The sequence below is a fragment of the Pseudomonas sp. PA-4-8C genome (genome assembly GCF_021606625.1).
GTDB classification, from domain to species: Bacteria; Pseudomonadota; Gammaproteobacteria; order Pseudomonadales; family Pseudomonadaceae; genus Aquipseudomonas; species Aquipseudomonas lactis.
This window is the reverse complement of record NZ_WKCD01000229.1, coordinates 1-9,227: the sequence shown is the minus strand read 5'-3', so window position 1 is coordinate 9,227 and position 9,227 is coordinate 1. Positions and strand designations below refer to the sequence as shown.

Annotated in this window: 9 protein-coding genes; 7 read left to right on the top strand and 2 right to left on the bottom strand. The window is 62.3% G+C overall.

What is annotated here, in order from left to right; translation table 11 throughout:
* The coding region (locus GIW04_RS23755) for an NCS2 family permease (protein WP_236479251.1) at nucleotides 1–431 on the bottom strand (431 nt) is incomplete at its 3' end.
* A 188-nt stretch (nucleotides 432–619) separates the two neighbouring features.
* Between GIW04_RS23755 and GIW04_RS23750 the strand changes: the two genes are divergently transcribed.
* The 4 genes from GIW04_RS23750 to GIW04_RS23735 all read left to right on the top strand — a co-directional run bounded on the left by GIW04_RS23750 (nucleotide 620) and on the right by GIW04_RS23735 (nucleotide 4,853).
* Nucleotides 620–1,066, top strand: coding sequence for a DUF4879 domain-containing protein (locus GIW04_RS23750; RefSeq protein WP_120248841.1), 447 nt, complete (start codon nucleotides 620–622; stop codon nucleotides 1,064–1,066).
* A gap of 96 nt (nucleotides 1,067–1,162) precedes the next feature.
* Nucleotides 1,163–1,687: a (2Fe-2S)-binding protein gene (locus GIW04_RS23745; protein WP_120248801.1), complete on the top strand. Its 525-nt coding sequence runs from the start codon at nucleotides 1,163–1,165 to the stop codon at nucleotides 1,685–1,687.
* A complete protein-coding gene (locus GIW04_RS23740) occupies nucleotides 1,684–2,673 on the top strand; it encodes an FAD binding domain-containing protein (RefSeq protein ID WP_094774575.1) in 990 nt (329 codons plus the stop codon). Before GIW04_RS23745 ends, GIW04_RS23740 begins: the two co-directional genes overlap by 4 nt.
* Nucleotides 2,670–4,853 (top strand): xanthine dehydrogenase family protein molybdopterin-binding subunit, encoded by a 2,184-nt coding sequence (locus GIW04_RS23735; RefSeq protein WP_120248802.1) that lies wholly within the window; start codon nucleotides 2,670–2,672, stop codon nucleotides 4,851–4,853. The genes GIW04_RS23740 and GIW04_RS23735 overlap by 4 nt, the downstream gene beginning before the upstream one ends.
* A 136-nt stretch (nucleotides 4,854–4,989) precedes the next feature.
* Here the strand turns inward: GIW04_RS23735 and GIW04_RS23730 are convergent, their stop codons facing one another.
* Complete coding sequence (locus tag GIW04_RS23730; RefSeq protein WP_120248803.1) at nucleotides 4,990–6,228, bottom strand: MFS transporter; 1,239 nt, start codon at nucleotides 6,226–6,228, stop codon at nucleotides 4,990–4,992.
* A gap of 316 nt (nucleotides 6,229–6,544) precedes the next feature.
* On the opposite strand from GIW04_RS23730, the gene GIW04_RS23725 reads away from it, so the two are divergent.
* Genes GIW04_RS23725 through GIW04_RS23715 form a run of 3 tightly spaced genes read left to right on the top strand, consistent with a single transcriptional unit; the run spans nucleotide 6,545 to nucleotide 9,170 of the window.
* Nucleotides 6,545–7,984: a cytochrome ubiquinol oxidase subunit I gene (locus GIW04_RS23725; protein WP_003194330.1), complete on the top strand. Its 1,440-nt coding sequence runs from the start codon at nucleotides 6,545–6,547 to the stop codon at nucleotides 7,982–7,984.
* Nucleotide 7,985: 1 nt separating this feature from the next.
* Complete coding sequence (cydB, locus tag GIW04_RS23720; RefSeq protein WP_003194329.1) at nucleotides 7,986–8,993, top strand: cytochrome d ubiquinol oxidase subunit II; 1,008 nt, start codon at nucleotides 7,986–7,988, stop codon at nucleotides 8,991–8,993.
* A gap of 12 nt (nucleotides 8,994–9,005) precedes the next feature.
* On the top strand, nucleotides 9,006–9,170 hold the full coding sequence (locus GIW04_RS23715) for a DUF2474 domain-containing protein (RefSeq protein WP_003194328.1): 165 nt from the start codon (nucleotides 9,006–9,008) through the stop codon (nucleotides 9,168–9,170).
* The last annotated feature ends 57 nt before the right edge of the window (nucleotides 9,171–9,227 follow it).

Sequence of the window (9,227 nt, the reverse complement as noted above, 5' to 3'; positions counted from 1 at the left end):
GCCAGGAACAGGCCGATGCCGGCGGCAATCGCCGAGCGCAGGGGCAGGGGGATGGCGTTGATGATCCACTCACGAATGCGGAAGATCGACAGCAGGAAGAACAACACCGCCGAAATGAATACCGCGCCCAGCGCCACCTGCCAGGTGTGGCCCATGTGCAAGACCACGGTGTAGGTGAAGAACGCGTTGAGGCCCATGCCCGGTGCCAGGGCAATCGGGTAGTTGGCGATCAGGCCCATCACGGTCGAACCAATGGCCGCCGCCAGGCAGGTGGCGACAAACACCGCGCCCTTGTCCATGCCGGTCTCGCCGAGGATGCTCGGGTTTACGAACAGGATGTAGGCCATGGCCAGAAAGGTGGTGATCCCCGCGAGAATCTCGGTGCGCACATTGGTGTTGTGGGCTTTGAGTTGAAACAGCTTTTCCAGCATGCCGGCTCCCTGTGACGCTAGTGTGCGTCGTGATTTGTTGACCTCTAAGTCAAAGCACAAACTGCGCCAAGCGCTTGTGGATTCAGAGAGGATCGGAAAAAGCGGCGCATCATACCAGCAGCCGAGGCTGTGTGGCGCATGGGCTTGAGGCATACTGCGCCGACGTTCAACAGCCGGTCATCGACAGCATGAAAAAAGCCAACCCGTGGAGTCTAGCTCTGATCGCCAGTATCGGCCTGTGGCTGGGTGCGGCACCGGCATGGGGCGCGGCTGCACCGGCCTTGAGCGAGGTGCGGGTGTTCAAGGTGGAATCGGCCACGTGCAGCGAAGCGATCCCGGAGCGGGTCAACACCACCCAGATGTGCGAGCACCGCGGCCCCACCAAGGTTTCAGTGATGGAGGTCGGCCTGGGCAACAGCCCCATGGGCCGCTTCAACGGCGCGGAGTTGAATGGGCAACGCACAGCGGTGTGCCAGGTCGGCAACATCAGTGAGGCGTGCAACGGCGTGGGCACGTTGATGGGCTACATCTATGTGTTCGACCTGAACGTCCAGGCCCAGGGCTGGTTCGAATTCACCAATACCTCGATCAACCCGCCGCAAAACACCCTGAAAGCCCAGCTCAATATCCGCTGATCAATCATCTTGAACGCTCAAAACACCCGGAAGTCGTACCCCTAAGACGGCGATTTTCCTGAACGCCGCGGACGTACACCAACCCGTGAGGTGTTTATGAGCGCGACCCCCAATGGCGCGGCGGCCCAGCCGTTCGTCGCCCACCCGATACGCCTGACACTCAACGGCCAGGCTCGCCAACTGAACGTGTTGCCCTGGACCACCTTGCTGGACTTGCTGCGCGAGCAGTTGGACCTGGTGGGCAGCAAAAAAGGCTGCGACCACGGCCAGTGCGGCGCTTGCACCGTGTTGCGTGACGGCAAACGCGTGAATGCCTGCCTGACCCTGGCCGTGATGTGCGACGGCGCCGAATTGATCACCATCGAAGGCCTGGCCGACGGCGACCAACTGCACCCCATGCAACAGGCCTTTATCCAGCACGACGCTTTCCAGTGCGGCTATTGCACCCCCGGCCAGATCTGTTCTGCCGTGGGCCTGGCCAATGAAGGCCGCGCCCACGACCGTGCGCAGATCCAGGAATTGATGAGCGGCAACCTGTGCCGCTGCGGCGCCTACAACAACATCCGTGATGCCATCGAAGACGCGCTGCCGGCCTGCCGTCGCCAGGGAGGTGAGTCATGAACCCCTTCCACTACAGCAGGCCGACCGATGTGCAGCAGGCCGTACAGCTGAGCAGTGCCGCCTCACGCTTTATCGCCGGTGGCACCAACCTGCTGGACCTGATGAAAGAAAACATCAGCCATCCCGAGCACCTGATCGACATCAACGGCTTACCGCTGCATGACATTCAAGAAACCACCGAGGGCGGCCTGCGTATCGGTGCGCTGGTGAGCAACGCCGACCTGGCCTGGCACCCGTTGATCGAGCAGCGTTACCCGTTGCTGTCCCAGGCCATCCTCGCCGGGGCGTCGCCGCAGTTACGCAACATGGCCAGTACCGGCGGCAACCTGTTGCAGCGCACCCGTTGCTATTACTTCTACGACGCCGCGGTGCCGTGCAACAAGCGCCAGCCCGGCAGTGGCTGCCCGGCGCGCAACGGCTTGAACCGTATCCATGCGATCCTCGGCGCCAGTGAACAGTGCGTGGCCACCCATCCTTCGGACATGTGCGTGGCCCTGGCGGCGCTGGCGGCGCGGGTGCATGTAGAAGGACGCGGCGGCGCGCGGGTGATCGAGTTCGCCGACTTCCATCGCTTGCCAGGCGATGCGCCGCAACGCGACAACCAATTGGCCGACGATGAGCTGATCACGGCCATTGAGCTGCCCGCCGATCACCTGGCCCGCCACAGCCATTACCTGAAAATCCGTGACCGTGCCTCCTATGCCTTCGCCCTGGTTTCGGTGGCCGCCGCCTTGGAGCTGGACGGTGATGAAATCATCGACGCCCGCCTGGCCCTCGGCGGTGTGGCGCATAAACCCTGGCGTGACCGCGCAGTGGAAGCCTTGCTGATCGGCCGCACGGTCAGCCGCGAAACCTTCAGCGCCGCCGCCGACGCCCTGCTGCAAGACGCCGAACCGTTGGAACACAACGGCTTCAAGGTCAAGCTGGCCCGGCGCGCAATCATTCGTGCCCTGAGCGACGCCGCCGTCGCAGGAGAACAGCCATGAGCGCCATCGGCAAACCCCTGGACCGCGTCGACGGTCTGCTCAAGGTCACCGGCCAAGCGCGCTATGCCGGTGAATTTCCCGAGAACGGCCTGCTGCATGGCAGCGTGGTGTCGAGTTCGATCGCCAGAGGCCGGGTGCTGCGCATCGATGCGTCCAAGGCGTTGGCGCTGCCAGGTGTGGTGGACGTGATCCATCACCTCAATCGGCCGAACATCGCCAGCTATGACGAGGCGTTCGCTGATGCCGATGCGGCCGATGGCTCGCCCTTTCGCCCGCTGTATAACGACCGCGTGCTCTACAGCGGCCAGCCCTTGGCCCTGGTGATCGCCGATAACCTTGAACTGGCGCGGCACGCCGGCTCGCTGGTGCAGATCGATTACGCCCCCGAAGCCTTCGAAACCGACCTGCTCACCCAGCAAGCGGCGGCGCACCCGTCGCCCCAGACTCCGCCCGGGCCGCGAGGCAACTTCGAGGCTGAATGGGCCGGTGCCGCAATCAGTCTGGACTTGCACTACAGCACGCCTATCGAGCATCACAACCCGATGGAACCCCACGCCAGCACCGTGCTGTATCAGCCCGACGGCACCCTGCATATCCATGACAAGACCCAGGGCCCGCAGAACTGCCAGGCCTACGTGCAAAAAGTCTTCGGCCTGGACAAGCACCAGGTGCGTATCTTTGCTGCCTTTGTCGGGGGCGCCTTCGGTTCGGGCCTGCGCCCGCAATACCAATTGCCGCTCGCGGTGATGGCGGCCATGGCGCTCAAGCGCTCGGTGCGCGTTACCCTGACCCGCCAGCAGATGTTCACCTTCGGCTATCGCCCGCGCACCTTGCAGCGTTTGCAGATGGGCGCCGCCGCCAATGGGCGCTTGCTGGCGCTGGGGCATACCGCGATTGGCCAGACGTCGCGCTTCGAAGATTTCAGCGAGCACGTGGTGGAGTGGAGCGGCATGCTCTATCACTGCGACAACGTGCAGCTGACCTACAAGCTGGCGCCGTTGGATGTGTTTACCCCGCTGGATATGCGTGCTCCCGGTGCAGCACTTGGCGTGCTTGGCCTGGAGTGCGCCATGGACGAACTGGCCTGCGCCCTGGCCATCGATCCGGTGCAATTGCGCCTGATCAACTACGCCGAACGTAACCAGAACGAAGACAAACCCTGGTCGAGCAAGGCCCTGCGCGAGTGCTACAGCGAAGGCGCCGAACGCTTCGGCTGGCACCAACGCAACCCGGAACCGCGCAGCATGCGTGACGGCCGCCAGTTGATCGGCTGGGGCATGGCCGGCGGCGTGTGGGAAGCCATGCAGATGAAAGCCAGCGCCAAGGCGCGCCTCGACGCCAACGGCAAGCTCACCGTCAGCAGCGCCACCACCGACATTGGCACCGGCACCTACACCGTGATGACCCAGATTGCCTCCCAGGCCAGTGGCGTGGCGATGGCTGACGTGCGCTTTGTGCTGGGCGATTCGTCGTTGCCCACTGCGCCGTTGCAGGGCGGCTCGTTTACCGTCTCGTCCGTCGGCACTGCCGTGCAGCAAGCGTGCGAAGCGCTGAATGCCAAGTTGCTGAAGATCGCCCGCCAGACTTACCCGGTATTCAAGGATGCCGATTCGGTTCGGTTTGAAGACGGCCAGCTACACAGCGGTGATGTGAGCGTGTCGTTGGCGCAATTGGTCAAGGACAGCGGTGAAGACACCCTGGAGGTACAGGTCGACAGCCAGCCTGACAAGAAGCGCGAGGGTTATGCCAGCGCTACTCACTCGGCGGTGTTCGTCGAAGTGCGGGTGGACGAAGACCTGGGCACCATCAAGGTCAGCCGTGTGGTCAGCGCCATTGCCGCTGGGCGCGTGGTCAACCCCAAGATGGCCCGCAGCCAGATCCTCGGCGGCGTGGTGTGGGGCATTGGCATGGCCCTGCATGAAGAGACCCAGGTGGACCATGAGCTGGGGCGCTACATGAACCACAGCCTGGCCGAGTACCACATCCCGGTGAACGCCGATATTGGCGAGATTGACGTGCTGTTTGTCGAAGAGCACGACGAGATCGTCAATGCGCTCGGGTCCAAGGGCGTGGGGGAAATCGGCATTGTCGGGGTGGCGGCGGCGGTGGCGAATGCGGTTTACCACGCCACCGGCAAGCGGGTGCGGGAGTTTCCGATTACCTTGGATAAGGTGTTGTAGCGCAAACCGTCAGGTCAATGAAGTTCCAATGTGGGAGCTGGCTTGCCCGCGATAGCGGTGTATCAGCCACCAGAAAGTTGCCTGATACACCGCTATCGCGGGCAAGCCCGGCTCCCACAGGGTATGGCGGTGACGCCTATGGCTTGGTTTCTTCCACCGGCACATGCATGCGATCCCGGTTAGCCAGGGTCGGGAACAGCTTGATCCACACCCCGGTCACCACCAGCGTACCAACCCCGCCCATCACCACCGCAGGCACGGTCCCAAACCAGTGGGCGGTTATCCCGGATTCGAACTCGCCCAATTGATTTGAGGCGCCGATAAACAGGCCATTGACCGCACTCACCCGCCCGCGCATTTCATCTGGGGTTTCCAACTGCACGAACGACGCACGGATCACCATGCTGATCATGTCCGCCGCGCCCAGTACCACCAGCACCGCCAGGGAAAACCAGAACGAGGTCGACAGGCCGAAGGCAATGGTTGCCACCCCGAACACGCCGACGGCAGTGAACATCACGCGGCCCACCTGGCGGTCGACCGAAAAGCGCGCCAGCCATAGTGACATCAGCAACGCGCCCACGGCCGGTGCCGACCGCAGCAGGCCCAGGCCCCAGGCGCCGGTCAGCAGGATGTCCTTGGCGAACACCGGCAACAGCGCGGTGGCGCCGCCCAGCAGCACGGCAAACAGGTCCAGGGAGATGGCGCCGAGAATGTCCGGGCGGCTGCGGATAAAACGAATGCCGGCCAGCAGCGAGTCCAGGGTGGCCTTGGCTTTGTTCAGCGGAGTCTGGCGCGCGGGCAAGTTCAGGGTCAGCACGCAGGCGATCAGGTACAGCGCCACGGTGGGGCCGTACACCCACACGCTGCCAAACGCGTAAAGCAAACCGCCCACGGCCGGTGCGACGATGGTCGCCAGTTGCTGGGCCGATTGCGAGGCGGCCACCGCGCGGGGGAACAGCGCGCTGGGCATGATGCTGGGCAAGAGCGCCTGGGTGGTGGGCATTTCAAACGAGCGCGCGGCGCCCAGCAGGAAGGCGAGGATAAAGATCATCTCGCGGGTCACGTTGCCGGTCAGGCCACCGATGGCCAGGGACAAGGCAATCAGTGCCTGCAAGGTCTGGCAGATGGCGGCGACCCGGCGGCGTTCATAGCGATCCGCCACGTGTCCGGTGTGCAGCATGAACAACACGCGCGGTATGAATTCCACCAGGCCGACCAGGCCCAGGTCCAGCACATTGCCGGTCAGTTGGTAGAGGTTCCAGCCGATCGCCACGGTGAGCATCTGGAAGCCGCTGGCGGTAAAGATCCGCGCCAGCCAGAACGCGATAAAAGGGCGGTGGTGACGTAACAGCAACGCAGGTTCACTGGGCATCGGCAATCAGGTCGGCAACGGGAGAAGGGCGAGATTAGCATCAAGCTGTAACAAATAGTTGCAAGAACTGAGCTGAGGCAAGCTGTCACGCGGCAAAAGACCACACAGTCCTACCGCAAAAATGGGACTACTCTTTCAACGATGCTTGATCCAGATCAAAACCTGCCCCGGGATTGTTCTGGTGGTCGAAAGGCCAGATTCCCCACGCGATGGGTAATAAAAGAAACGAATTGAAATTCGCCACACTCCATATCCGTGGGGGCAGTGGGTGCAGGCTCCCAGCCAGCAGCCGGTATTACCTGACAGAGGAAGACTTATGTTCGGTTTGGAGGCGCTAGATCTCGCCCGAATTCAATTCGCGTTCACCATCTCATTCCACATCCTGTTCCCGGCGATCACCATCGGCCTGGCCAGTTACCTTGCGGTGCTGGAGGGCTTGTGGCTCAAGACTCATAACGATACTTACCGTGACCTCTACCATTTCTGGTCGAAGATCTTTGCCGTCAACTTCGGCATGGGCGTGGTATCGGGCCTGGTCATGGCCTACCAGTTCGGCACCAACTGGAGCCGCTTCTCGGACTTCGCCGGCGCCGTCACCGGGCCGTTGCTGACGTACGAAGTGCTCACGGCCTTCTTCCTCGAGGCCGGTTTCCTGGGTGTGATGTTGTTTGGCTGGAACAAGGTGGGGCGCAAGCTGCACTTCTTCGCCACGGTGATGGTCGCCGTGGGTACGCTGATCTCCACATTCTGGATTCTCGCCTCCAACAGCTGGATGCAGACGCCCCAGGGCTTTGAAATCATCGATGGCCGCGTGATACCGACTGACTGGCTGGCGGTGATCTTCAACCCGTCGTTCCCCTACCGCCTGATGCACATGGCCACAGCGGCGTTCGTGGCCACGGCGTTCTTCGTCGGCTCGTCGGCGGCCTGGCATTTGCTGCGCGGCAAGGACAACCCAGCGATCCGCAAAATGCTCTCGATGGCGATGTGGATGGCGCTGATCGTTGCGCCCATCCAGGCGGTGATCGGCGACTTCCATGGCCTTAATACCCTCAAGCATCAGCCGGCCAAAATCGCCGCGATTGAAGGTCACTGGGAAAATATCGGCAACGAGCCCACGCCGCTGATCCTGTTCGGCTGGCCGGACATGAAAGCCGAGAAAACCAAGTACGCGGTCGAGATTCCGTACCTGGGCAGCCTGATCCTGACTCACTCCCTGGACAAGCAAGTGCCGGCGCTCAAGGAGTTCCCGCCTGAAGACCGTCCCAACTCGACCATTGTGTTCTGGTCGTTCCGGGTCATGGTCGGCCTGGGGTTCCTGATGATCTTCACCGGTCTGTTCAGCCTGTGGCTGCGCCGGGGCGACAAGATGTACACGTCCAAACCGTTCCTGTACCTGGCGTTGTGGATGGGCCCATCTGGCCTGATTGCGATTCTGGCCGGTTGGTTCACCACCGAAATCGGTCGCCAGCCCTGGGTGGTCTACGGGTTGATGCGCACGGCGGATGCCTCCTCCGGGCATAGCCTGACGCAGATGACCATCACCCTGGTGTTGTTCGTGGTGGTGTACTTCGCGCTGTTCGGCGCGGGCCTGGGCTACATGATGCGCCTGGTGCGCAAAGGCCCCGTGACCCACGACAGTACTGAGCCAGCCCACGGCGGCCCTGGCCAGAAACGCACCCCGGCACGTCCGTTGTCTGCTGCCGACGATGGCAGTGATAACGACCACGACCACATCCAGCACAAGGGGAATTGAGATGGGTATTGATCTTCCGCTGATCTGGGCCGTGATCATCATCTTCGGCATCATGATGTACGTGGTCATGGACGGCTTCGACCTGGGGATCGGCATTCTTTTCCCGTTTATCCCGGGCAAAGTCGACCGTGACGTGATGATGAACACCGTGGCGCCCGTATGGGACGGCAACGAAACCTGGCTGGTACTCGGCGGCGCGGCGTTGTTTGGCGCGTTCCCGCTGGCCTATTCGGTGGTGTTGTCGGCGCTGTACCTGCCGCTGATCCTGATGCTGATCGGGCTGATCTTCCGCGGCGTGGCCTTTGAGTTCCGCTTCAAGGCCAAGGACCACAAGCGTCACCTGTGGGACAAGGCGTTTATTGGCGGCTCGCTGGCGGCGACTTTCTTCCAGGGGGTGGCGTTGGGCGCCTTTATCGACGGTATTCCGGTGGTGGATCGCCAGTTCGCCGGCGGCTCACTGGACTGGCTCACACCCTTCACGATGTTCTGCGGCGTGGCGCTGATCGTGGCGTATGCCTTGCTCGGCTGCACCTGGCTGATCATGAAGACCGAAGGCAAGTTGCAGGAGCAGATGCACAACCTGGCGCGGCCTTTGGCGTTTGTCGTGTTGGCGGTGATCGGCGTCGTCAGCATCTGGACGCCGCTGACCCACCCGGAAATCGCGTCGCGCTGGTTTACCCTGCCGAACCTGTTCTGGTTCCTGCCGGTGCCGATCCTGGTGCTGGTCACCATGTACGGGCTGATCCGCGCTGTGGCACGTAATGCGCACTACACGCCGTTCCTGTTGACGCTGGTGCTGATCTTCCTCGGCTACAGCGGCCTGGGGATCAGCCTGTGGCCGAACATCATCCCGCCGTCCGTATCGATCTGGGATGCCGCCGCGCCGCCGCAAAGCCAGGGCTTCATGCTGGTGGGCACGCTGTTCATCATCCCGTTCATTCTGGGCTACACCTTCTGGAGCTACTACGTGTTCCGCGGCAAGGTCACCCACGAAGACGGCTATCACTAGGAGGGTTGAAACATGTCCAAACCTTCGTTGCACGAGATTGAACAGGCCGAGAAGCAGCCGTTGTGGCGGCGCCTGGGGTGGCTGGCGATGATCTGGACCGGCAGCGTGCTGGCCCTGTTCGTGGTGGCCAGCCTGATGCGCATGTTCATGAATGCGGCAGGCCTGAGCACCCACTGACCCCAATACCAATAATGTAGGAGCGAGCTTGCTCGCGAAAAACTCACAGACGCCGCG

Excerpts from the sequence above, each read along its gene's own strand:
- GIW04_RS23750 (WP_120248841.1), top strand. The coding sequence starts at position 620 with ATGAAAAAAGCCAACCCGTGGAGTCTAGCTCTGATCGCCAGTATCGGC.
- GIW04_RS23745 (WP_120248801.1), top strand. The coding sequence starts at position 1,163 with ATGAGCGCGACCCCCAATGGCGCGGCGGCCCAGCCGTTCGTCGCCCAC.
- GIW04_RS23740 (WP_094774575.1), top strand. The coding sequence starts at position 1,684 with ATGAACCCCTTCCACTACAGCAGGCCGACCGATGTGCAGCAGGCCGTA.
- GIW04_RS23735 (WP_120248802.1), top strand. The coding sequence starts at position 2,670 with ATGAGCGCCATCGGCAAACCCCTGGACCGCGTCGACGGTCTGCTCAAG.
- GIW04_RS23730 (WP_120248803.1), bottom strand. The coding sequence starts at position 6,228 with ATGCCCAGTGAACCTGCGTTGCTGTTACGTCACCACCGCCCTTTTATC.
- GIW04_RS23725 (WP_003194330.1), top strand. The coding sequence starts at position 6,545 with ATGTTCGGTTTGGAGGCGCTAGATCTCGCCCGAATTCAATTCGCGTTC.
- cydB (WP_003194329.1), top strand. The coding sequence starts at position 7,986 with ATGGGTATTGATCTTCCGCTGATCTGGGCCGTGATCATCATCTTCGGC.
- GIW04_RS23715 (WP_003194328.1), top strand. The coding sequence starts at position 9,006 with ATGTCCAAACCTTCGTTGCACGAGATTGAACAGGCCGAGAAGCAGCCG.